The organism is Methylobacterium sp. J-068 (assembly GCF_022829445.1).
GTDB lineage: Bacteria > Pseudomonadota > Alphaproteobacteria > Rhizobiales > Beijerinckiaceae > Methylobacterium.
Genome location: NZ_JAKSXY010000063.1, coordinates 112188 through 134214 on the forward strand (window position 1 = coordinate 112188; position 22027 = coordinate 134214).

Annotated in this window: 18 protein-coding genes, 2 tRNA genes and 1 pseudogene; 8 read left to right on the forward strand and 13 right to left on the reverse strand. The window is 70.7% G+C overall.

From position 1 onward, the window contains the following. The first annotated feature begins 154 nt into the window (after positions 1 to 154). Positions 155 to 1246, forward strand: coding sequence for a recombinase RecA (gene recA, locus MKK54_RS09005; RefSeq protein ID WP_244010454.1), 1092 nt, complete (start codon positions 155 to 157; stop codon positions 1244 to 1246). Positions 1247 to 1372: 126 nt separating this feature from the next. Here the strand turns inward: recA and MKK54_RS09010 are convergent. The 5 genes and pseudogenes from MKK54_RS09010 to MKK54_RS09030 all read right to left on the reverse strand — a co-directional run. Further along, positions 1373 to 1900, reverse strand: a pseudogene (locus tag MKK54_RS09010) (IS630 family transposase); the annotation flags it as partial. Then, complete coding sequence (locus MKK54_RS09015) at positions 1864 to 2436, reverse strand: helix-turn-helix domain-containing protein (protein WP_313898381.1); 573 nt, start codon at positions 2434 to 2436, stop codon at positions 1864 to 1866. The gene MKK54_RS09015 and the pseudogene MKK54_RS09010, both read right to left, overlap by 37 nt. A gap of 245 nt (positions 2437 to 2681) precedes the next feature. Continuing rightward, positions 2682 to 3056 carry a c-type cytochrome gene (locus tag MKK54_RS09020; RefSeq protein ID WP_244010455.1) on the reverse strand — a complete coding sequence of 125 codons (375 nt, stop codon included), beginning with the start codon at positions 3054 to 3056 and terminating at the stop codon, positions 2682 to 2684. Beyond that, positions 3056 to 4345 (reverse strand): PQQ-dependent sugar dehydrogenase, encoded by a 1290-nt coding sequence (locus MKK54_RS09025; RefSeq protein WP_244010456.1) that lies wholly within the window; start codon positions 4343 to 4345, stop codon positions 3056 to 3058. The genes MKK54_RS09020 and MKK54_RS09025 overlap by 1 nt, the downstream gene beginning before the upstream one ends. Positions 4346 to 4450: 105 nt before the next feature. Next, positions 4451 to 4867 carry an MAPEG family protein gene (locus MKK54_RS09030; RefSeq protein WP_244010457.1) on the reverse strand — a complete coding sequence of 139 codons (417 nt, stop codon included), beginning with the start codon at positions 4865 to 4867 and terminating at the stop codon, positions 4451 to 4453. Positions 4868 to 5122: 255 nt separating this feature from the next. Here MKK54_RS09030 and alaS point away from each other — a divergent pair, with 255 nt between their 5' ends. Continuing rightward, complete coding sequence (alaS, locus tag MKK54_RS09035) at positions 5123 to 7786, forward strand: alanine--tRNA ligase (protein WP_244010458.1); 2664 nt, start codon at positions 5123 to 5125, stop codon at positions 7784 to 7786. A 34-nt stretch (positions 7787 to 7820) separates the two neighbouring features. Here the strand turns inward: alaS and MKK54_RS09040 are convergent, their stop codons facing one another. The 5 genes from MKK54_RS09040 to MKK54_RS09060 all read right to left on the reverse strand — a co-directional run bounded on the left by MKK54_RS09040 (position 7821) and on the right by MKK54_RS09060 (position 10088). After that, complete coding sequence (locus MKK54_RS09040) at positions 7821 to 8270, reverse strand: DUF2147 domain-containing protein (protein WP_244010459.1); 450 nt, start codon at positions 8268 to 8270, stop codon at positions 7821 to 7823. Positions 8271 to 8388: 118 nt separating this feature from the next. After that, positions 8389 to 8943: a hypothetical protein gene (locus MKK54_RS09045; RefSeq protein ID WP_244010460.1), complete on the reverse strand. Its 555-nt coding sequence runs from the start codon at positions 8941 to 8943 to the stop codon at positions 8389 to 8391. 155 nt (positions 8944 to 9098) lie between these two features. Then, a tRNA-Ala gene (locus tag MKK54_RS09050) sits at positions 9099 to 9174 on the reverse strand. A gap of 268 nt (positions 9175 to 9442) precedes the next feature. Continuing rightward, positions 9443 to 9518 (reverse strand) — tRNA-Ala (locus MKK54_RS09055). Positions 9519 to 9695: 177 nt separating this feature from the next. Continuing rightward, positions 9696 to 10088 carry a TIGR02300 family protein gene (locus tag MKK54_RS09060; protein WP_313898382.1) on the reverse strand — a complete coding sequence of 131 codons (393 nt, stop codon included), beginning with the start codon at positions 10086 to 10088 and terminating at the stop codon, positions 9696 to 9698. 316 nt (positions 10089 to 10404) lie between these two features. Between MKK54_RS09060 and aroA the strand changes: the two genes are divergently transcribed. Next, positions 10405 to 11754: a 3-phosphoshikimate 1-carboxyvinyltransferase gene (gene aroA / locus MKK54_RS09065; protein WP_244010461.1), complete on the forward strand. Its 1350-nt coding sequence runs from the start codon at positions 10405 to 10407 to the stop codon at positions 11752 to 11754. 5 nt (positions 11755 to 11759) lie between these two features. Continuing rightward, positions 11760 to 12392 carry a (d)CMP kinase gene (gene cmk / locus MKK54_RS09070; protein WP_244010477.1) on the forward strand — a complete coding sequence of 211 codons (633 nt, stop codon included), beginning with the start codon at positions 11760 to 11762 and terminating at the stop codon, positions 12390 to 12392. Positions 12393 to 12469: 77 nt separating this feature from the next. Here the strand turns inward: cmk and gltA are convergent, their stop codons facing one another. Further along, positions 12470 to 13759 carry a citrate synthase gene (gltA, locus tag MKK54_RS09075; RefSeq protein ID WP_244010462.1) on the reverse strand — a complete coding sequence of 430 codons (1290 nt, stop codon included), beginning with the start codon at positions 13757 to 13759 and terminating at the stop codon, positions 12470 to 12472. Positions 13760 to 14014: 255 nt separating this feature from the next. Beyond that, on the reverse strand, positions 14015 to 15439 hold the full coding sequence (gene gltX / locus MKK54_RS09080) for a glutamate--tRNA ligase (RefSeq protein WP_244010463.1): 1425 nt from the start codon (positions 15437 to 15439) through the stop codon (positions 14015 to 14017). A 149-nt stretch (positions 15440 to 15588) separates the two neighbouring features. Between gltX and MKK54_RS09085 the strand changes: the two genes are divergently transcribed. After that, the gene (locus MKK54_RS09085; RefSeq protein WP_244010464.1) at positions 15589 to 17841 is read left to right on the forward strand and encodes a ComEC/Rec2 family competence protein; all 2253 of its coding nucleotides are present in this window, start codon (positions 15589 to 15591) and stop codon (positions 17839 to 17841) included. Here MKK54_RS09085 and lexA read toward each other — a convergent pair. Beyond that, positions 17835 to 18587 (reverse strand): transcriptional repressor LexA, encoded by a 753-nt coding sequence (lexA, locus tag MKK54_RS09090; protein WP_244010465.1) that lies wholly within the window; start codon positions 18585 to 18587, stop codon positions 17835 to 17837. The two genes, MKK54_RS09085 and lexA, sit on opposite strands and share 7 nt — an antisense overlap. Positions 18588 to 18886: 299 nt before the next feature. Between lexA and MKK54_RS09095 the strand changes: the two genes are divergently transcribed. The 3 genes from MKK54_RS09095 (at position 18887) to MKK54_RS24510 (ending at position 21878) form a co-directional block, all read left to right on the forward strand. Beyond that, positions 18887 to 19843 (forward strand): sugar kinase, encoded by a 957-nt coding sequence (locus tag MKK54_RS09095; RefSeq protein WP_244010466.1) that lies wholly within the window; start codon positions 18887 to 18889, stop codon positions 19841 to 19843. A gap of 153 nt (positions 19844 to 19996) precedes the next feature. Further along, positions 19997 to 20821, forward strand: a complete 825-nt coding sequence (locus MKK54_RS09100) for a hypothetical protein (protein ID WP_244010467.1) — start codon at positions 19997 to 19999, stop codon at positions 20819 to 20821. 40 nt (positions 20822 to 20861) lie between these two features. Further along, positions 20862 to 21878, forward strand: a complete 1017-nt coding sequence (locus MKK54_RS24510; protein WP_279597254.1) for a glycosyltransferase family 4 protein — start codon at positions 20862 to 20864, stop codon at positions 21876 to 21878. Positions 21879 to 22027: the final 149 nt, after the last annotated feature.

Genomic DNA, 22027 nt, shown 5'->3' on the forward strand with positions numbered 1-22027 from the left:
GGTCTCCTCTCCATGGGCCGCCCGTTCCGAGAACGGGCGCTGAGCAGCGAAATCAGGCGCCGCTCGCTTGCAGAACAAGAACAAAACAGGTACATAATCGGCATCCGAGGCACATTGAGCCTTGCTCCTCCCCCATGCATAAGGATGCCGACGAATGGCACAGCCCGCGCTGAAAGTTGTGGAATCCCCGATGGTGGACAAGGACAAGGCGAAGGCGATCGACGCCGCGCTGTCACAGATCGAGCGGGCCTTCGGCAAGGGCTCGATCATGCGCCTGGGCAAGAACGACAAGGTCGCCGAGGTGGAGGTGATCTCCACCGGCTCGCTCGGCCTCGACATCGCGCTCGGCGTCGGCGGCCTGCCGCGCGGCCGCGTCATCGAGATCTACGGACCGGAATCCTCGGGCAAGACCACGCTCGCCCTGCACACCATCGCGGAGGCCCAGAAGAAGGGCGGCGTCTGCGCCTTCGTGGACGCCGAGCACGCCCTCGATCCGGTCTATGCGCGCAAGCTCGGCGTGCAGCTCGACGATCTCCTGATCTCGCAGCCCGATACCGGCGAGCAGGCCCTCGAGATCACCGACACGCTGGTCCGCTCCGGCGCCATCGACGTGCTGGTAGTGGATTCGGTGGCGGCCCTGACGCCGCGCGCCGAGATCGAGGGGGAGATGGGCGATTCGCAGCCCGGCCTCCAGGCCCGCCTGATGAGCCAGGCCCTGCGCAAGCTCACGGGCTCGATCTCGCGCTCGAAGTGCATGGTCATCTTCATCAACCAGATCCGCATGAAGATCGGCGTGATGTACGGCTCCCCCGAGACCACCACGGGCGGCAACGCCCTGAAGTTCTACGCCTCGGTCCGCCTCGACATCCGCCGCATCTCGACCCTGAAGGATCGCGACGAGGCCATCGGCAACCAGGTCCGCGTCAAGGTCGTGAAGAACAAGGTCGCGCCGCCCTTCAAGCAGGTCGAGTTCGACATCATGTTCGGCGAGGGCGTCTCGAAGGTCGGCGAGCTCATCGACCTCGGGGTCAAGGCCGGCATCGTCGAGAAGTCCGGCGCCTGGTTCTCCTATTCGAGCCAGCGCCTCGGCCAGGGCCGCGAGAACTCGAAGGGCTTCCTGCGCGACAATCCGGAGATCGCCAACAAGATCGAGGCCTCGATCCGGCAGAATTCCGGCCTCGTCGCCGAGAAGATCCTGGAGAACGCCAAGCCGACCGAGGACGAGCTCGACGAGGGCGAGGCCTGAGAGCCGATCGGGCTCTCGGCCGACCATCCGCCGATAAAAAAGGGGCTCGGGAGAGGTGCGCACCCTCTCCCGAGCCCCTTTTTTCGTTCCGCTCCGTCCTTGTCGTGTTATACCAAATCCGTGTGATTAGCTCGGCATGGTTTGCTGGGGCCACCAGTGGAAGAGGGTGTTGGCGCGCAGGGTGTCTGGCTGGGCTTCGAGGTGTCGGCAGCGTTGCTCGATACGGTTCTGGACCTCGGGTAGCCGTTCGAAGTGTCGGTTGACGATGGGTTCGTCGACGAGGCGCCAGAGGTGCTCGGCGGGCTGGAGTTCGGGGGTGTAGGGCGGCAGGTAGACGAGGCGAAGACCGTCCGGCACGCGCAGTCCGGGTTCGGTGTGCCAGCCGGCTCCGTCGAGCAGCAGGATGATCGTGCGCTGTGGGCCTGCGCCGGCCTCGCGGGCGAACAGCGCCAGCAGGCCCTCGAAGAGCGGCTTGGAGACGCCGTTGCCGACGTACCAATGGCTCTCGCCGGTGGCCGGCGCCACGAAGGCGGTGACGTAGAGCCATTCGTAACGATGATGACCGAGGGCGATGGGGCGCTGTCCGCGCGGCGCCCAGACCCGGCGCGTGACCGGCTTCAGCCCGATGCGGTGCTCGTCCGTGCAGAAGAGGGCGACCGGCCGGCCGGGATGGCGGGCTTCTTCCTCGGCGAGGGTCGCGGCGAGTTTTTTTTGAAGGCGGCCTGTGCCTCAGGGCCGGCGGCAGCCGGGTTCTTCGGGCGTGGCGCCTGGATCGACCAGCCGATCGCCCGTAAAGCTTCCCAGGCGCGCTGCGGGTAGACCGAGACCATCCCCAGTTCGGCCGCCATCCAGGCGGCGATCTTGGGCGTGCTCCAGGTTCCGCCATCGGGCGGCGGCTCCGCAAGGCAGGCGCGCAGCTTGTCCAGGAGTTCGGGGGTCAGCAGGCGCGGGCTCGTGCCATTGCGCCGGCGCCGGTCACCCAGCGCATCAGGGCCGAACTGGTTGTAGCGCTGCGCCAGTTGCTCAAGCCAGCGCTGCACGAAGCCGGTCATGGCCGCGACCTCCCAGAACGGCTTGCCCTGCGCCAGAAGCCAGATCGCCTGATAGTGCCGCGTGGCGCAGGCATCCGGCCAGGTTCGAGCCCGACGGCCCAGTTCTGCGACACTCAAGTGATCAGCTATGTAGGCCATGTCCGCCTCCCAGAGACAGGACACAGACCCTAACAACCTCACAGACCAGCGGCATCCCCAGACGAGTCAATCAGACGGATTTGGTATTAGACCGTTTTCCGCCCGATCAGTTCGGTGATGGGGTGACCCGCGGGTCCCCTCTCTGGGAAGGAGAGGGAGCCCGGCGCGTCTGATCGTCCCGAGGTGATCGACCGGATCCGGTCTCAGGCCAAAAATCTCTCGACATCCGTCGAGCCGCGCGCGCCCTATCCCGGCGGCAGCACGTCGATCTGGATCGCGGAATAATAGGCCGCCAGATTGGCGATCTCGGCGTCGCTGAGGGGCTTGGCCACCACGTTCATGATCTCGTTGCTGCGCACCCCGTCCCGGTATTCGGTCAGCGCCTTGACGAGGTAGGGTTCGACCTGACCCGCGAGATTCGGTGCCTCCGGGAGTTTCGAGAGCCCGTCGAGGCCGTGGCAGGTCTGGCAGGCGGTGGCCGCCTTGCGCCCCGCCTTCGCGTCGCCCGCCGTCCCGACGCCCGGGACGAGGACGAGCGCGAGGGCGCAGAGCAGGGCCGCCCGGCCGGTGCTGAGGCCGGGAAACGGGATTCGGTCGGAGCCGATGTCCAGGCTCGCCATCACTTGCCCTCGTACGAGATCCGGTAGATCGCGCCCGCCGTGTCGTCGGAGACGAGAAGCGAGCCGTCGAGGAGCACCGCGACGTCGACGGGGCGGCCGAGATACTCGCCGTCCGCCGTCAGCCAGCCCTCCGCGAAGGGCTTCGGGGTGCCGAGCTTGCCGTCCTTGTCGAGGGGCGCGAACATGATGCGGGCGCCGATCGGCTGGGTGCGATTCCAGGAGCCGTGCTCGGCGGTGAAGATGCCGCCCTTGTAGGATTCGGGGAACATCCGCCCGTTGTAGAAGGTCATGCCGAGGTCGGCGGCATGCGGCGGCAGTTCGGCCTGCGGAAACACCACATCCTTCGGCGGCGTCTCGTCCTTGTACTCGACCGTGCGGACATGGCCGCCGCCGAACCAGGGAAAGCCGAAATTCTCGCCCGCCTTGGCGATCCGGTTCAATTCGCCGGGGGGCGTGTCGTCGCCCATGCCGTCCACCTGGTTGTCGGTGAACCACAAGGCCTTGTCGGCGGGGTTGAAGTCCATGCCCACGGAATTGCGGATGCCGGTGGCGTAGACCTCGCGGTTCTTGCCGTCCGCATCCATGCGGATGATGCCGCCGATGCCGGTCTGGGCGTAGAGTTCGCGCTTGGCGGCCGGGGGCACGTTGTAGGGCTGGCCGAGCGAGATGTAGGTCTTGCCGTCCGGCCCGATCCGGCACATCCGGGCGGTGTGGTTGTAGCTCTCCTCCGCCGCCGGGATCAGCGCGCCCTGCTTGACCAGGATGCCGGCCGCGACGTCCGGGCTCTCGTAGAAGAACTCGGCGGCCGGGAAGGACAGCACCCGGTTCTGCTCGACGATGGTCAGAACGCCGTCCCTGGAGAAGCAGACGCCGTTCGGGATCTTGAAGTCGATGCCGGGCGCGAAGGCCCGGACCTCGTCGGCGACCCGGTCCTTGTCGCGGTCGGTGACGGTGTAGACCTTGGTCTTGCGCGTGCCCACGAACAGGACGCCGGCATTCGGGCCGACCGCGATCGAGCGCGCATCCGGCACCACGGCGTAGAGGTCGATCCTGAAGCCCTCGGGCAGCTTGATCTTGGCGAGCGTCTTCTTGAGCGCGTCGGCGCGCCGCCCGGTCTGGGGGATCTCCGGCGCCTCGGCGGTGCCGGTGCTCTGCATGCCCGTGAGCTTCTCGAGGGCATCGGCCTTCGCCTTCGTCTCGGCGGGCGCGGCCCCCTGGGCGAGGGCGGCGGCGGAGAGCGCCAGCGCGGCGCAGCCGGCCAGCAGCGTCGCGGTGAGGACCGATCGCATGGATGTCTCCCGGAAAATCCGCCCGCATGGTCGGGGCGGTTGCAGCCCCGACGATATGAGCCTGCCGCAGGTCGCGGCAAGGGCCTCCGGAATGGGCGGGACGTCTCAGGGCGTATAGGGCAGCAGCTTGATGAACAGGCCCCACAGCACGAACAGGATGCCGACGATCGCCACGCCCCAGACGATGGAGCGGATCTTGGGCACGCCGAAGCCGTAGACCGGCAGGTAGACCAGGCGGGCGAAGAAGTAGAGATAGGCCCCCAGCACCACGGCGGTGTTGTGCCGGCCCGTCGCCACGCAGGCCAGAACCAGGGCGGCGAAGATCGGGAAGGTCTCGAAGAAGTTCTTCGACGCCTTCTCCAGCCGGGCAGCGGCGCCGGTCACCTCCGGCGTCTTCCCCTCGCGGTTGCCCGAGGCCCAACCGAAGCCGCCGCGCTGCCGCAGGCCGCTGGCGGACGCGGCGACGATGTGGACGAGCCCGAGCAGGCAGGACCAGGCGAGGAGGCGGATTTCGACCGGCATCGATGCGGTATCCCAGGTGTGGCGAAGAGGCGTGGCGGGAACGGTGTCCCTAGCTCAGCCGTGCGCAAAAGCGAAACCGCCCGTGACTTGCGCCGGAACGCTCCTTATGAGGGCTCCAGCGCGGTGGAAGCCCTTGATCCCAGGACCGTCCCGGACTCCCGGACCGAAGGCCCTCATCGCGCGGCGTGCGCGCGCATCGAGACGATCCCGATGCGTTCGCGCTCCGGCGGCACCCTACGACAGAGTTGTGATGCGATGAGCGGCGTCAACGAGATCCGGTCGACCTTCCTCGACTACTTCGCGGCAGCGGGCCACGAAGTGGTGCCGTCCTCCTCGCTGGTGCCGCGCAACGACCCCACGCTGATGTTCACCAATGCCGGCATGGTGCAGTTCAAGAACGTCTTCACCGGCGTCGAGAAGCGGCCCTACGACCGGGCCACCACTGCGCAGAAATGCGTCCGGGCGGGGGGCAAGCACAACGACCTCGACAATGTCGGCTACACGGCGCGCCACCACACCTTCTTCGAGATGCTCGGCAATTTCTCCTTCGGCGATTATTTCAAGCCGCGGGCGATCGAGCTGGCCTGGAACCTGATCACCAAGGAATTCGGCCTGTCGAAGGACCGGCTGCTGGTGACGGTCTATGCCGACGACGACGAGGCCGCCGGCCTCTGGCGCAAGATCGCGGGCTTCTCCGACGACCGCATCATCCGCATCGGCACCTCCGACAATTTCTGGCAGATGGGCGATACCGGCCCGTGCGGCCCGTGCTCGGAGATCTTCATCGACCAGGGCCCGGCGCTGCGGGGCGGGCCGCCCGGCTCGCCCGACGAGGACGGCGACCGCTTCCTCGAATTCTGGAACCTCGTGTTCATGCAGTACGAGCAGATCGAGCCGGGCAACCGCCTCGCCCTGCCGCGCCCCTCCATCGACACCGGCCTCGGCCTGGAGCGCATGGCGGCGATCCTCCAGGGCGTGAACAGCAACTACGAGACCGACCTGTTCCGCGCGCTGATCGACGCCGTGAGCCACGCGGTCGGCCGCCCGCCCGAGCCGGGCAACGTCGCCTCCTACCGCGTGATCGCCGACCACCTGCGCGCCGCCTCCTTCCTGGTGGCCGATGGCGTGCTGCCGGGCAACGAGGGGCGCGGCTACGTCCTGCGCCGGATCATGCGCCGCGCCATGCGCCACGCCGAACTGCTCGGCTCGCGCGAGCCGATGATGTACCGCCTCGTGCCGACGCTGCTGCGTGAGATGGGCCAGGCCTATCCGGAACTGACCCGCGCCGAAGGGCTCATCGCCGAGACCCTGCGGCTGGAGGAGACCCGCTTCCGCCGCACCCTTGAGCGCGGTCTGGCGATTCTCGACGCGGAGAGCCGCGACCTCAGCCACGGCCAGAACCTCTCGGGCGAGACCGCCTTCACCCTCTACGACACCTACGGCTTCCCCCTCGACCTGACGCAGGACGCCCTCAAGGCGCGCGGCATCGGCGTCGACACGGATGCGTTCGGGCAGGCGATGGAGCGCCAGCGCAAGGCGGCCCGCGCCGCCTGGACGGGATCGGGCGAGGCCGCCACCGAGACGGTCTGGTACGGCCTCAAGGAGCGGGTCGGCGCCACGGAGTTCCTCGGCTACGAGACCGAGACCGCCGAGGGCATCGTCACCGCGCTCCTGCGCGAAGGCGCCGAGACGGACGGCCTCGAGGCCGGCGAGACCGGCCTCGTCCTCCTCAACCAGACGCCGTTCTACGCCGAATCCGGCGGTCAGGTCGGCGACACCGGCACCCTGTCGGCCGCGGGCCTGAAGGCGCGGGTGACCGCCACCGAGAAGAAGCTCGGCGACCTGTTCGTGCATCACGTCACCGTCGACGAGGGCACGCTGGCCCCGAACCAGGCCGTGGAACTGGCCGTCGACCACGCCCGCCGCTCGGCGATCCGGGCCAACCACTCGGCGACCCACCTGCTGCACGAGGCCCTGCGCCAGGTGCTCGGCGACCACGTCGCGCAGAAGGGTTCGCTGGTCTCGGCCGAGCGCCTGCGCTTCGATTTCAGCCATCCGAAGCCGATGGACGAGGCCGAGATCCGGGCGGTCGAGGACATCGCCAACGCCGTGCTGCTCCAGAACACCCCCGTGGTCACGAAACTGATGGCGCAGGAGGAGGCGATCGAGTCCGGCGCCCGCGCGCTGTTCGGCGAGAAGTACGGCGACGAGGTCCGCGTCGTCTCCATGGGCGAGCCCGTGGCCGGGGCGCCGGGGCGCGCCAAGGCGTTCTCGGTGGAGCTCTGCGGCGGCACGCATGCGCGCCGCACCGGCGAGATCGGACAGGTCTCGGTGGTGGGCGAGAGCGCGGTCGGGGCCGGCGTGCGCCGGATCGAGGCGCTCACGGCCGGCGCGGCGCGCCGCCACCGCGCCGAGGAAAGCCGCACGCTCGCGCAGATCGCCGGCCTCCTGAAGGCCTCGCCCACGGACGTGCCGGACCGGCTCGCGTCCCTGATCGAGGATCGCCGCCGCCTGGAGCGCGACCTCACCGACGCGCGCAAGAAGATCGCCATGGGCGGCGCCGGCTCGGGTGCCGATGACGGCATCGCGGAGATCGGCGGCGTCAAGGTGATGGCGCGGGTGGTCGAGGGCGTCGAGATGCGCGACCTCAAGAGCCTCGCCGACGAGGGCAAGACCCGGCTCGGCTCCGGCATCGTCGCCATCGTGGGCGTCGCGCCGGACGGCAAGGCCGGCCTCGTGGTCGGCGTGACCCCGGACCTCACCGAGCGCTACGACGCCGTGGCCCTGGTCCGGGCTGGCGCCGGGCATCTCGGCGGCAAGGGCGGCGGCGGACGCCGCGACATGGCCCAGGCCGGCGGCCCGGAGGGCGCGGGCGCCCAGGCGGCCATCGACGCGATCCAGGCCGCGCTGTCGGCCTGAGCGGACCGGAGAGGGTCCCCCTCTCTGGAACCGATCAGTTCACGCGCTTCCAGGTCTGGCGCTTGCAGAACACGCTCATCACGCAGCCCGAGACCTCGACGAGGTTCGGGCCCTTGATGCTCATGCTGCCCGAATAGGTCTTGCCGTCGTTCGGGTTGTAGAGCGAGCCCTCGAAGCCGTCCCCGCTGGCTTTCGGCGCGTTCATGATCTGGACGCCGACGAGGCTGCGCGACCGCAGGGCCGCGTCCGGGTTCTTGGCGTCGAGCCCCGGGCCGGAGGTGCTCGCCAGCGTGCCGCAATAGCCGCTGCCGCAGCGGGTGATGCGCACCTTCGAATCGCCCGTCTCCGTCAGCCAGAGCCCCGTCGCGTCGGGGGCCTTCTGCGCCTGCGCCGCACCGCACCGCGGCAGCACGCCGCCGCCGAGGGCGAGCCCGACCAGTCCGGCGGCGCCGATGCGCCGCGCTGCCCGTCCGTTGAACGCCATGCCGTTTTCCTCGCCGTTCCTCATCCGGGGCACTGCCTGTCCCCGGCCCAAGCGGCATAGCCCGCACGCCCGCGCCTTGTCAGCCCGAGGCACCCCCAAAACACGGGCGCAGCCGGCCTCAGACGGGGGACAGGACCGCGCCCGTATAGACCTCGGCGACCTCGCAGAGCGGCAGCCCGTCCCGGCGCAGCAGCAGCGCCTCGATGGCGAAGAGCGGCGCGTGCGGACCCGCGCCGGCCGGATCCCCGGCGCCGGGGAGCAGGCGCAGGCCGAGGTTGCGCCGCGCGTGGGCGAGGGGGTGGACCACGCGGCCGAAGGGCACGTCGCTGGTGTCCAGGAGCCGGTTCATCGCCTCGGTGAGGCGATCCGGCACGTACCAGTTCTCGGCCTCCGAGAGCACGCGTCCGCCGCAGGTGAGGCGGACCCGGCGATAGCGCGCGATCCCGTCGCGCGGCAGGTCCAGCCGCGCGCGCTGGACCTGGGAGAGGGGGCGCTCGGGACCCGGAACGGCCTGCGCGACGAGGCCCGCCGCCGGGATGCCCCAGCGCTCGCGGCACCAGCCTTCCAGGACCGCCGTAGCGCTCGGTCCGGCGATCAGGCGGGCGCGGAAGGCTTCGAGGAGCCCCGCCGCGTCGCCGGCCGCGATCGGATCACCGGAGGGGGACGTCGCCATGACCACCGAACCACGTCCCATCCATCAGCGCCGCACGGCGCGCGCGGCCGGCGGCCCGCTCCCGCACGCGCGGAATTGCGCACCGCAATACGAAGCGGCGGCGGAAAGGTCCACGGCGATGTCGGGGATGGTGGGGAAGATTTTCGGAGACGACGTGGTGGAGCCTAACGGGATCGAACCGATGACCTCTTCCATGCCATGGAAGCGCTCTCCCAGCTGAGCTAAGGCCCCACGTGTCACACCGCTGCGTCTGGAGCGCCGGCGGTGGTCGTTCGCGGCGGCAGGGCCCGAGGCCCGGCCGGCGATGGCGGTGATATACGGGTCCTTGGCCGCCGCCTCAACCCCTATTTTCCGGGTTGGAGGCCGCTTTCGCGCGAATCCGAAGCCCGGGTTCCAGGGGACGTCGTCCGGCCGAGTCCACGGGACCAACGCGAAAAGCCGCGCGACGCGGGCACGTCGAACGGCGGGGCGAAGGATGTCTCGGAGGGACGGACGAGAATGGTGGAGCCTAACGGGATCGAACCGATGACCTCTTCCATGCCATGGAAGCGCTCTCCCAGCTGAGCTAAGGCCCCACTCTCAGCGCGCCGGTGTCTGGAACATCCGGTGCGGTCTTCGTCGTCGGAGGGCTGAAGCGGCCCGCCGTCGATGGCGGTGATGTACTGGGGCTTTCCCGCCGCCTCAACCCCCTTTGTGCCCCGCCGGCAAACTTTTTTGTCCGGCGGGTCTTTCGGGGCGAGACGCGACGCGGCTCAGCTCTCCTCGTCGTTCTCGATGTCGCTGTCGATCAGGTCGGCCACGTCGTCGTCACCGGAATCCTCCTCCTCGAGGAAGGTGTCGTCGGCATCGTCGTTGCTGTCGCCGTCCACGTCCTCGGTCGTGGTGTCGGCCTCGTCCTCGGCCGCCTCGACCTCGTCGAGGGACACGATCTCCGGACCGCCCTTCTCGGCGTCCGTATCCTCGTCGTCATCGGCCGGCACGGCGGCGGCGCGGGCCGCGAGCGCCGGGGCGGCGCGGCCGGACGCCGCCGCGACCTGGTAGATGGTCCCGCATTTCGGGCAGGTCGGCGGATCGTTGTCGAGGTCGTAGAACTTGGCGCCGCAGCTCATGCATTGACGCTTCAAGCCGAGTTCCGGTCTGGCCACGGGCGAACCTCTAATACGTGCAATCTTTTGGGAGAGGCGCCCCGTTAGTCGTGTGGAACGCTCCTGTCAAATTCCCTCGCCGGCCAAGGCCTTCCTCCGAACGGTCAAGACCTTGCCTCGGAACGCGCGAGGGAATCCGGGAGGGGCGGAGCGACGTTTCCCACGGGGTTCTCGCCCGACGCCGGGGTGAGCCGGACGACGTCGGATGACGCCAGCGGCCGTGCGTGTTAACCGGCCCTCACCCTTACGACGCGCCCGCGCTCCGTTCGACGTGCCCGCGTCCCGAACCGACCGCCCAGCCGAAAAGTCGCCGCCCGTGTCCCATGATTCCGAACCCCAACCCCTGACCGCCCATCCCGGCCTGTCCCTGCGGGGCAGCCTGCGCCCGCCGGGCGACAAGTCGATCTCCCACCGGGCGATGATCCTCGGCCTGCTCAGCATCGGCGAGACCAACGTGCAGGGCCTGCTGGAAGGCGACGACGTGCTGCGGACCGCCGCGGCCGCGAAGGCCCTGGGCGCCGACGTGGAGCGGGTCGGGGACGGACTCTGGCGGGTGCGGGGCGTCGGGATCGGCGGCCTGACGGACCCGGAGGACGTGCTCGATTTCGGCAATGCCGGCACCGGCTCGCGCCTGATGATGGGCGTGGTCGGCGGCCAGCCCGTGACGGCGACCTTCGACGGCGACGCCTCCCTGCGCAAGCGGCCGATGCGGCGCATCCTCGATCCCCTGGTGCGGATGGGCACCGAGGTGGTGAGCGAGGAGGAGGGCGGACGGGTGCCCCTGACCCTGCGCGGCCCGCGCGAGGCGATCCCGATCACCTACGAGACGCCCGTCGCCTCGGCGCAGATCAAGTCGGCGGTGCTGCTCGCGGCCCTGAACGCGCCCGGCACCACCACGGTGATCGAGGCGGCCGCGACGCGCGACCACACCGAGCGCATGCTCCGGCTCTTCGGCGCCGAGGTCCAGGTCACGCCGCACGGCCCCGAGGGCCACGGCCGCGCGATCGCGCTCACGGGCCAGCCCACCTTGCGCGGCACGAAGGTCGTGGTGCCCGCCGATCCGTCCTCGGCGGCCTTTCCCCTCGTGGCGGCCCTGATCGTGCCGGGCTCGGAGGTGACCCTGGAGGGCGTGATGATGAACCCGCTGCGCATCGGGCTGATCACCACCCTGATCGAGATGGGCGCCGAGATCGAGCGCCTGCGCGAGCGGGAGGAGGGGGGCGAGACCGTGGCCGACCTGCGGGTGCGCGCGAGCCGCCTGAAGGGCGTCGACGTGCCCCCGGAGCGGGCCCCGTCGATGATCGACGAGTACCCGGTGCTCGCGGTCGCGGCCGCCTTCGCGGAGGGCACCACCCGGATGCGGGGCCTGCACGAACTGCGCGTGAAGGAATCCGACCGGCTCGCGGCGGTCGCCGACGGCCTCAGCGCCAACGGAGTCGCCTACCTCGTGGAGGGGGACGATCTCGTCGTGCACGGCACCGGCGCGCCGGCGCGGGGCGGCGGCACGGTGGCGACCCATCTCGACCATCGCATCGCCATGGCCTTCCTCGTCATGGGGCTGGCCACGCAGCGACCCGTCACGGTGGATGACGGGGCCATGATCGCCACCAGCTTCCCGAGCTTCCTGCCGACGATGCAGGGTCTCGGCGGCCGGATCGAGGGGTGAGCGCCATGCCGATGGTGATCGCGATCGACGGCCCGGCCGCCTCGGGCAAGGGCACCCTCGCCAAGCGTCTGGCGGCCCATTACGGCCTGCCCCATCTCGACACGGGCCTGCTCTACCGGGCGGTCGCCCTGACGGTGATCGATGCGGGCCACAATCTCGACGACCATCAGGCCGCCGCGCGCGCCGCCGCGAGCCTGATCGCCGACCGCCTCGCCGATCCGCGCCTGCGCGAGCGGGCGATGGGGGAGGCGGCGTCGCGCATCTCGGCGGTGCCGGCCGTGCGCGCGGCCCTGCTCGCCTGGCAGCAGCGCTTCGCCGGGGGCGCCAGCGGCGCGGTGCTCGACGGGCGCGACATCGGCACGGTCGTCTGCCCCGACGCCCCCGTGAAGCTCTTCATCACCGCCGCCCCCGAGGAGCGCGCCCGCCGCCGCCACCTCGAATTGCTGCGACGCGGCGAATCGGCGACGCTCGGCGCGATCCTCTCCGACATCGTCGCGCGCGACGCCCGGGACGCGCAGCGCTCCACCGCGCCCCTCAAGGCGGCCGCCGACGCGGTGATCCTGGACACGACCGAACTCGATCCGGACGAGGCCTTCGCGGCCGCCCGCGCGGTGGTGGACCGCGCCCGGCCGCACTGAGCCGGCCGCCGTGAGCCGCGAGCGCCCGGCAAAAAGCCCCGCCGGACCTCTCCGGCGGGGCTCTTCTTTCGATGGGATCAGCCGCGCTGATCGAGGTTGACGTATTCGCGCTGCGCCGGGCCGATATAGAGCTGGCGCGGACGGCCGATCTTCTGCGACGGGTCCTCGATCATCTCGGCCCACTGGGCGATCCAGCCGGTGGTGCGCGCCAGCGCGAACAGCACCGTGAACATCGAGGTCGGGAAGCCCATCGCCTTGAGGGTGATGCCCGAGTAGAAATCGATGTTCGGATAGAGCTTCTTCTCGATGAAGTACTCGTCCTTGAGGGCGATCTGCTCCAGCTGCACCGCGACTTCCAGCAGCGGATCGTCCTTGATGCCGAGCTGGCCCAGGACCTCGTGGGTGGTCTTCTGCATGATCCGGGCGCGCGGATCGTAGTTCTTGTACACGCGGTGGCCGAAGCCCATCAGGCGGAAGGGGTCGTTCTTGTCCTTGGCCTTGGCGACGTACTTGGCGACGTTCTCGGGGTGGCCGATCTCTTCCAGCATCTTGAGGGCCGCCTCGTTGGCGCCGCCATGCGCGGGCCCCCAGAGGCAGGCGATGCCGGCCGCGATGCAGGCGAAGGGATTGGCGCCCGAGGAGCCCGCCAGACGCACCGTCGAGGTGGACGCGTTCTGCTCGTGGTCGGCATGCAGGATGAAGATCCGGTCCAGCGCACGGGCGAAGATCGGGTTGACCTTGAACTCCTCGCACGGCACCGCGAAGCACATCCGCAGGAAGTTCGAGGTGTAGTCGAGGTCGTTCTTCGGATACACGAAGGGCTGACCGATGGAGTACTTGTAGGCCATCGCCGCCAGCGTCGGCATCTTGGCGATCATCCGCATGGAGGCGACCATGCGCTGCTGGTCGTCCGAGATATCGGTCGAGTCGTGATAGAAGGCCGAGAGCGCGCCGACGCAGGCGACCATGATCGCCATCGGGTGCGCGTCGCGGCGGAAGCCCTGGAAGAAGCGGTTCATCTGGTCATGCACCATGGTGTGGCGCGTGATCCGGTAGTCGAAATCGGCCTTCTGGGCCGGAGTCGGCAATTCGCCGAACAGCATCAGGTAGCAGGTCTCGAGGAAGTCGCCCTCCTCGGCGATCTGCTCGATCGGGTAGCCGCGATAGAGCAGGACGCCCGCATCGCCGTCGATATAGGTGATCTTCGACTCGCAGGAGGCGGTCGAGGTGAAGCCGGGATCGAAGGTGAACTTCCCCGTCTTGGCGTAGAGCTTGCCGATGTCGATGACGTCCGGACCGATCGTGCCGGTCTTGATCGGGAGCTCGACGTGGTCATCGCCCACGGTGATCGTGCTGGAGGCGCTCATGGAGACCTGGACCCTTTCGTGGCAGCGGGGCGGCTCCGGCCCGCGTGGCGATGCAACCAGCCACCCGGGTCCGGGGCGCAAATGCGGCTTATGCTGCACTTGCTCACACGAGCATGGGGGTAGCGGATCGGCGGACCGTCATCAACCGACGCTCCGCCTCTCCCCGGGGCCCAAGCGAAATCCAGGCCGATTTGTCATTCTTTCGCAGGACGACGGTCCCGTTCGCCGGACGTGACGCGGCGCCCGGCATGGCCCTCAGGCGGCGGTCTGATCGCGCAGGCGGCCGAGGCATTCCTCGCGGCCCAGCACGGCCATCACGTCGAAGACCGGCGGGGAGGTCGCGCGCCCGGTCAGGGCCGCCCGCAGGGGCTGCGCGATCTGTCCGAGCTTCAGCGCGTTCGCCTCGGCGAAGCGCCGGACCGCGCCCTCCGTGGCGGCGGCGCTCCACTCGGGCAGCGCCTCGAGGTCGGCCAGCAGGGCCGCGAGGCGCGCGCGGGCCTCGTCGCCGAGCAGGCCCCGGGCCTTCTCGTCGGGGACGAGGGGGCGCGACGCGGTGAGGTAATAGGCGCTGTCGAGGAGTTCCACGAGGGTCTTGGCCCGCTCCTTCAGGCCCGGCATCGCGGCGGTGAGCTTCGTCCGCAGGTCCGGCGCCATCGGCACCGCGATGCCGCGCGAAGGGCCGAGGGCCGGGAGCACGTCCGCGATGGCCTGCACGAGGTCCGCGTCGGCCGCGGCCCGGATGTAGAGGCCGTTGAGGTTCTCGAGCTTGGCGAAGTCGAAGCGGGCGGGCGAGCGCCCGATCGCCTTCAGGTCGAAGGCCGCGATCATCTCCTCGGTGGAGAACACCTCCTGGTCGCCGTGGCTCCAGCCCAGGCGCACGAGGTAGTTGCGCAGGGCGCTCGGCAGGTAGCCGAGATCGCGATAGGCATCGACGCCCAGCGCCCCGTGGCGCTTCGAGAGCTTGGCGCCGTCGGCCCCGTGGATCAGCGGGATATGCGCCATGGCGGGCGCCGCCCAGCCCAGCGCGTCGGAGATCCGGCGCTGGCGCGCGGCGTTGGTGAGGTGGTCGTCGCCCCGGATCACCTGCGTCACGCCCATGTCGTGGTCGTCCACCACCACGGCGAGCATGTAGGTCGGGTTGCCGTCCGAGCGCAGCAGGACGAGGTCGTCGAGGTCCCTGTTCTGCCAGACGACGCGGCCCTGCACGCCATCCTCGACCACGGTCTCGCCCTCGGTGGGCGCGCGCAGACGGATCACCGGCTTCACGCCGGCGGGCGCCTCGGAGGGATCGCGGTCGCGCCAGCGCCCGTCGTAGCGCAAGGGGCGCCCCTCCGCGCGGGCGGCCTCGCGCATCGCGGTCAGTTCCTCCGGCGTGGCGTAGCAGCGATAGGCGTGGCCCGAGGCGAGCAGGCTCATCGCGGCCTCGCGATGCCGCTCGGCGCGGGCGTACTGGTAGATGACGTCGCCGTCCCAATCGAGGCCGAGCCAGCGCATGCCGTCGAGGATCGCGTCGATGGCCCCTTGCGTCGAGCGTTCGCGGTCGGTGTCCTCGATGCGCAGCAGCATGCGGCCGCCGAAGCGGCGGGCATAGAGCCAGTTGAACAGGGCCGTGCGGGCCCCGCCGATATGCAGGTAGCCCGTGGGCGAGGGGGCGAAGCGCGTGACGACGGCTGACGACATCAATCTTGACTTGAACTGGCTGTTGGAACGGGCGGGAGGCGGATCGACCGGCCCGGAGACGCGCGTGTAGCATGGCCTGCGCCGGGCGTTAAGAAATCGTCTCGCGCGCCGGCCGTGCGCGCGGCGCCCTCGGACGAAGGTCTCCAGCGATGGCGCAGACGCGGGCGGCGACAGCGACGGGGCGGGTCTCCCGCCTCGGCGCGGCGCGTCGGCCCGTCCTCGGCCTGCTCGGTGCCTGGCTGCGGGCCGGCTTCGCGCGGGAGGTCGAGCAGCGCCGCCTGTTCGCGTGGCTCGCCGTGGCGTTCGGCCTCGGCATCCTCGTGTTCTTCGCCGGCACGAACGGGACGCCCGCCCTCGCCGCGCCGCTCGTGGCGGCAGGCCTGCTCGCCGCCACGACGCCGTTCCTGGCCGCGCGGCCCTTGGGCCTCGCCCTGACCCTCGCCGGCCTCTTCGCCTTCCTGGGCTTCGCGGCGGCGACCCTCCGGGTCCAGCGCGTGGCGAGCCCGATCCTCGCCCGCACGACGATCGCGCCCCTGGTCGGCACCATCGAGGGGCTCGACGAGCGCGAGGAGGGCGCGCGCCTGATCGTGCGGGTCGAGAGCTTCGGCACGCTCGGTCCGGAGGCGCGCCCCGCGCGGGTGCGGGTCTCCTACCGCAGGGCGGTTCCCCTCAAGCCGGGCGACCGGATCGCCGCCACCGCCCGCCTGCTGCCGCCGCCCGAGGCGGCGCGGCCGGGCGGCTACGATTTCGGGCGGGACGCCTTCTTCCGCGGCCTCGGCGCGGTGGGCTCGCTGGTCGGCAAGATCGAAATCCGCCCGCCCACGGAAGCACCGGCCTGGAGCGCGCGCCTCGCGGCCGCGATCGACGAAGCCCGCAACGCGCTCACCCGCCGGATCACCGACGCCAATGGCGGCCAGGCCGGCGCCGTGGCGGCGGCCCTGGTCACGGGCAAGCGCGGGCTGATCAACGGCGAGACCAACGACGTGCTGCGGAGCGCCGGGATCTACCACGTGGTCTCGATCTCGGGCCTGCACATGGTGCTGGCGGCGGGCGTGGTGTTCTGGCTGGTGCGGGCGTTCCTCGCCCTGGTGCCCTTCGCGGCCCTGCACTGGCCGATCAAGAAGATCGCGGCCGGCCTCGCCATGGTCGGGGTGACCGCCTACTGCGTCTTCTCGGGCTGGGACATCGCCGCCGAGCGCTCCCTGATCATGACCCTGGTGATGCTCGGCGCGATCCTCGTCGACCGCCCGGCCCTGAGCCTGCGCAACCTCGCGCTCGCCGCCCTGATCGCCCTGGCGCGCGAGCCCGAGGGCGTGCTCGGCCCGAGCTTCCAGATGTCCTTCGCGGCGGTCGCCGGCCTCATCGCCTGCGCGCCGCTGATCGGCGGGCAGGCCTTCCGCCGGGACGGGGCGGGGCGCGTCGCGCGCGCCATCGGGCTCCTGCTCGCCACGGTCGTCGGCACCCTGGCCACCACCCTGGTGGCGCAGGTCGCCACCGCGCCCTTCGCCACCTACCATTTCCAGACGGTGCAGCCCTTCGGCATCGTGGGCAACGCGCTGACCCTTCCGCTCGTCTCGCTGGCGGTGATGCCGGCGGCGGTGCTGGGCATCCTCGCCTATCCGTTCGCCCTCGATCAGCCGGTCTGGTGGGCGATGGGGCTGGCGGTGCGGGGCATGCTGACGATCTCGGGCTGGATCGCGGGCTTCGGCCACGCGACCTACGTGGTGCCGGCCTACGGCGCGGGCGCGCTGGCGCTGCTGGCCGGCGCCCTCGTGCTGCTGACGCTGCCGGCCTCGTCCCTGCGCTGGATCGGCTTGGCGCCGGCGATCCTCGGTCTCGGCCTCGCCGCCCGGCCGGTGCGCCAGGACATCTACGTCGACCGCGAGGGCGCCGGCGCGGCGATCCGCGAGCCCGGCGGGCAACTGGCCACCCTCGGGCGCCCGCCCGCCTTCGTGCTGGAGCAGTGGCTCAAGGCGGATGGTGACGGGCGCAAGGCGGGGGAGGTCAAGCCGTTCGCGGGCGCCCGGTGCGACCGCCTCGGCTGCAGCCTGGACCTGGCGGATGGCCGCACGGTCGCCCTCGCGACCGACAAGCGCGCGCTGCCCGAGGATTGCGCGCGGGCCGAGATCCTGATCACGCAGCGGGAGGCGCCGCCCCATTGCGCGGCACCGCTGATCCTCGACCGTGCCTTCCTGAAGGCCCACGGGGCCATCGCGATCCGTCTCTCGCCCGAGGGCCCCGTCGTCACGACGGCGCGCCGACCGGGCGAGACCGTTCCCTGGCGGCCGACGGCGATCCGCCCCGTGGAGGCGCCGCCGCTTCCCGCTCCACCGCAGCGGACGGAAACCGACGCGGAGGATGCGGACATGCCGGGCGCCGAGCCCGGCGAGGCGCCTCAGTAACGCCGGACGAGGCTGACGAGACGGCCTTGGATCTGCACGCGGTCGGGGCCGAGGACGCGGGTCTCGTAGGCGGGGTTCGCCGCCTCCAGGGCGATCGAGGAGCCGCGCCGGCGCAGGCGCTTTAGCGTCGCCTCCTCGTCGTCGATCAGCGCCACGATGATGTCGCCGGTATTGGCCGTGTCCTGCTTGCGGATGACCACGAGGTCGCCGTCGAGGATGCCCGCCTCGATCATCGAATCGCCGCGCACCTCGAGGGCGTAGTGCTCCCCGCCAGCGAGGAAGTCCGGCGACATCGTCACCGAGTGGCTCTGCTCCTGGATCGCCGAGATCGGCGTGCCGGCCGCGATGCGTCCCATGACGGGGATCGTCACCGCGCGCCCGGCCTCGTCCGTCGCCTGCGTGGTGGGCAGGCGGGACACAGAGGTACCGCCCGGAACGCCCTTGCCCTTGCCGCCCTCGACCACGCTCGGGGTGAAGCGCCGAACCTCGGGCGGGGTCGCGCCGCGGGACGCCGCCGCCGCACCGCCCAGGCTCTCCGGCATCCGGATCACCTCGATCGCGCGCGCGCGGTTGGGCAGGCGGCGGAGAAAGCCGCGCTCCTCGAGCGCCGTGATCAGACGGTGAATGCCCGATTTCGACTTGAGATCCAGCGCGTCCTTCATCTCGTCGAACGAGGGAGGAACGCCGCTCTCGCGCATCCTGTGCTGGATGAACTGGAGCAAATCCAGTTGCTTACGCGTCAACATGCGGAACACTCTTCGTTGGAGCCACGGCTGCGGCGTGCGACCGCAGAAACAAACCACGAACACGTTAAACGTTCCGCAAGTGTTCTGCAAGAGTTCCTGAAGGATGTGTGAATCCGTTGCCTGTCCGAGGGCGAATGGTGGCTGCCTCCTCCAATCCCGCCGGGAACGGGGAAGGCTCACGCATGTCCGGCGCCTCTCGTCTTGACGCGGGCGCACGCGGGAGGCTCCCCTGCCGATGCGGAGGCGCGCCCCCCGAGGCGATGGGCGTCGAGAGGTCGAACGGGACGGGGTGACCGCACATGCGCGTGGGCTGCATCGGCGAGTGCATGGTGGAACTGGTGGAGCGGCCCGACGGCTCGCTCACGCGCGGCTTCGGGGGCGACACCCTGAACACCGCGCTCTACCTCGCGCGCCTCGGCGTGCCGGTCGACTACGTCACCGCGATCGGGGACGATCCCTGGAGCACGGACATGGTCGCGGCCTGGGCGGACGAGGGCATCGGCCTCGGCGGCGTCCGGCGCCTGCCCGGCCGCCTGCCCGGTCTGTACCTGATCCGCACCGATGCCCGCGGCGAGCGCAGCTTTCACTATTGGCGGGACAGTTCCGCCGCGCGCGATCTGTTCGCCGGGCCGGACGCGGCCCCGCCCTGGACGGACCCGGCGACCTACGACCTCGTCTATCTCTCCGGCATCAGCCTCTCGCTCTACGGCGAGACCGGTCGCGCGCGGCTCCGGGCGATCCTCGCCGCCCTGCGCGGCCGTGGCGGCCGGGTGGCCTTCGACACCAATTACCGCGCGCCCGGCTGGCCCGACCCCGACGCGGCGCGCCGCGCGTTTCGCGAGACCCTGGCGGAGGCCGACCTCATCTTCACGTCAGCCGACGATCTCCAGGCGCTTTTCGGGCCGACCGGCCTCGACGAGGTGCTGCGCCATCGCGGCCGGGCCGAGATCGTCCTGCGGGAGATGCCGGCGGGCAAAGCCATGGCGCGGGTCTTCCATGGGACCGGCGAAGCGCGGCTCCCGGCGGATCCCGTCGAGGCGATCCTCGACACCACGGCGGCGGGGGACAGCTTCGCGGCCGCCTACCTCGCGGCGCGGCTTGCCGGGAGCACGCCGTTGGAGGCCCTGCGAGACGGCCACCGGCTCGCGGGCACGGTGATCCGGCATCGCGGCGCCGTGATCCCACGCGCGGCGATGCCGGACTTTGGCGTCGGGCGCCGCCGGGGCCGCATCCCGCCGGACGGCCAGGGGATTTAGAGTACCTCACAAAACTCCCGCCCATCCTCGGGTCTCACCCCGAGCACCACGGTGCGGCGGGAGTTTTTGAGAGAGACACTTAGCGGTGGTCTCTCCGAAGTGCGCGGGATAGAGCATCTCGGCACCAGCGTTCCCGTGGCCCGGCAACACGATATGAACTCCCCCGCGCATCGCTCGGCCCCACCGATGCAGACCATCGTGACGTACTGGGAAGGCGAGGTCAGCTGGCTCGAACGGCTCAGCGCGGCCTCCATCGTCGCCGCCGGCCACGACCTCCAGATCTATTCCCACGACGTCGCCGCGCTGCGGGGGCAGGGCCTGCCCGGAACCGTGATCGACGTCCGCGAGGTTCTCGGTCCGAACCCGATGGCGGACCTCTATCGCCGCCGGAAGTCCTACGCGTTCTACACCGACTACGTGCGCCTGGGCCTGCTTCGGGAGGGCAGGGGCATCTGGTCGGACCTGGACTTCGTCTTCCGGCAGCCGCTGCGGGTGACGCCGGGCGGGACGGACTACGTCTTCGGCTGGCTCAACCCGAACCGGATCAACAACGCCATCCTGTACGCGCCGGCGCACTCGGACCTGGTGTCCCACTACTGGGATGCGATCACCGCCGTGCCGATCCGCGTCCCCTGGGCCACCGGCCACATCCGGGTGAAGCGCGGCCTCGAGATCCTGCTCGGCCGGCGCTTCCCGATCCATCCGGAGCGGCTGGCGATCGGCCCCCGGGCGCTGACCCATTTCGTTCGTCGCCTCGGCCTCGCGCACCATGCGCGGGCCAAGCCGGTGTTCTATCCCCTCGACGACGACGATGCCTACCGGCTGACCGAGCCGGACGACGGTGCGGCGCGCGCCCTGATCGGGCCCGAGACGGTGGCGGTCCATGCCTGGCGGGGCAAGCTCTGGTCCATCGGCCGCAACGCGCCGCCGGACCGGTCGTCCTGGCTGGGGCGACGCAGCCGCGAACTCGGCCTCTGAGCCGGATCGTCCGTCAGCCTGGAAACGAAGGAGAAGCCGGATGCGCCGGGTCCTGTTCATCTGCCCGACCCGCGTGGCATTCGGCATCGACACGCCGGCCTCGGTCGGCCTCGGCGGCATCGAGAGCACCAACCTCGCCCTGACCCGCGCCCTCGCGCGACGCGGCTTCGCGGTGGTCCTGGCGACCCGCCGCACGGGCAGCCTCGAGCGGGACGGCGTCCTCAACATCCCGCTCGCCGAGATCGCCCGGCACGCCGCCGACGCGGTGGTCTCCAGCAACGATCCGAGGCCGCTGCGGGGCTTCCCGGACGCCAAGCGGATCGCCTGGGTGCACAATCCGATCAACCTCGAGAAGGCGCTGCGCAAGCGCTATCTCCTGCCGATCCTGTCGCTGCGGCCGGACGCGGTCTTCGTCGGCAGCATCGCGGCCGCGACGATGTCGCCGGTCTTCGCCTATCGCCGCCGGCACGTGGTGCCGCACGGCATCGCGCCCGCCTTCCGCGAACCCGAGCCGACGCGGGGCCTCGGCCGCGACTTCGTCTACGCCTCCCAGCCCCAGCGCGGGCTCGAGCGCATGCTCGCACTCTGGCGGACCGCCCCGGCGGTGATCGCGTCCGGCGCGCGGCTCCACGTCTTCGGGTCGGATTATCCCCCGTCCGGCGACGAGACCGGCCCCATCGTGTTCCATCCGAGGGTCGGGGCCGCCGCGCTCGCGGCCTTCTACGCCCGCGCCCGCGCCATGGTCTGCCCGGGATCGGTGGACGAGACCTTCTGCCTCGCCGCCGCCGAGGCGCAGGCCATGGGCCTGCCGGTGATCACGTCCGGGATCGGCGCCCTGTCCGAGCGGGTCCAGCACGGGGTGAACGGCCTGATCGCGCCGGGCGACCGCGACTTCGCGGAAGCGGTCGTCGGGGTGGCGGGGAACGACACGCTCTGGTCGGCCCTGAGCGCGGGCGCGCTCCTCCAGCGCGAGGCCCTGACCTGGGAGCGGGCCGCCATCCTGTGGGAGGCGATCCTGCGGGAGGCCGCGACCGGCCCCTCGGCCGCGCGCCGGTAGGACGGTCTCATACCGTTTCCGGCTGATTGATTCGGGACGGATTCCCGTTGAGGGGGATTGGGTTTAGCCTCCGCATCGTCTTGCGGAGGCAGGCATGGCACACATCGCCGACCATCTGAGCGTCGAGGAGCTGGGCCGGCGGGCTCGCA